At 45.9% G+C, this 773-nt stretch carries 2 protein-coding genes; both read left to right on the top strand.

Annotated features, from left to right (window positions below; translation table 11 throughout):
* The first annotated feature begins 137 nt into the window (after nucleotides 1-137).
* Complete coding sequence (locus tag N1032_RS28550; protein WP_407933084.1) at nucleotides 138-458, top strand: HNH endonuclease signature motif containing protein; 321 nt, start codon at nucleotides 138-140, stop codon at nucleotides 456-458.
* Entirely contained in the window at nucleotides 394-768 is a 375-nt protein-coding gene (locus N1032_RS24930; protein WP_259543240.1) for a hypothetical protein, read from the top strand. Before N1032_RS28550 ends, N1032_RS24930 begins: the two co-directional genes overlap by 65 nt.
* Nucleotides 769-773 lie beyond the last annotated feature (5 nt).

Here is a 773-nt window from a genome sequence, read left to right as displayed (position 1 = left end):
CAACTAGTAGGCTTACGTACTGCCATTGGAAAAGCTCTGCTGCTAATGGAGGGTACGTGATTCGACGAAATGAGATACTCGCTCGTGTCTATGAGCGTATTGACGTTGTTCATACTGGCTTCAAACTTGATGGAGTCATGAGTCCATGTCACCTCTGGAATGGCCCCACTTCGGGTACAGGCAGAGGTGGCGGGTATGGACGCATGAGTCTAAATGGGCAAACTGTTGCCACTCATTTGGTTGTGTTCACACACTTCTATGGATACATCCCATCAAAGAAGCAAGTAGACCATAAATGTAATAACCGTCTTTGTTGTAACCCTGACCATCTCGAATTGGTAACTCCAAAAGAGAACTCAAAGCGAAGGGAATCACGCAAAAAGGAAACCAGTAATGAAACTAGCAGTATTAGTGTCTGTATGCCTTCTGGCAGGCTGTACAGCATCCCAGCCAGTTAAGACAGTCAGTAAACCTGTCGGTACTAAACACGCTGTATGCAAGACCGAGCATTCTATTAATGCTCAGGTAGTAGCAACCATGAATCCAGTCAGTGTCACTGACTATGGACGCATGTTCAGCGTGACCAACAGCAAGGGTAAAACCGTAGCAGTTAGCCCAGTACTAACAGCCAATGCCAATGGCAATATTGTCGGCTTCAAAGACAAGCTGATGTATGTCAAAGGTACTGGTGCATACGAAGGTTTCTACGGAGTCTTTGATAGCAAAGACTCGAAGCGTCTTGACGCTCTCACGTTTGACTGTCGCTAATGAAA

This window comes from Herbiconiux daphne, assembly GCF_024979295.1.
Classification (GTDB): Bacteria; Actinomycetota; Actinomycetes; order Actinomycetales; family Microbacteriaceae; genus Herbiconiux; species Herbiconiux daphnes.
Note: the sequence above shows the minus strand (reverse complement) of the source record. Positions and strands in the feature narration are given on the sequence as shown.

What these genes read in the sequence shown, in the direction of transcription:
- N1032_RS24930 (WP_259543240.1), top strand. Translation starts at nt 394, where the DNA reads ATGAAACTAGCAGTATTAGTGTCTGTATGCCTTCTGGCAGGCTGTACA.
- N1032_RS28550 (WP_407933084.1), top strand. Translation starts at nt 138, where the DNA reads ATGAGTCCATGTCACCTCTGGAATGGCCCCACTTCGGGTACAGGCAGA.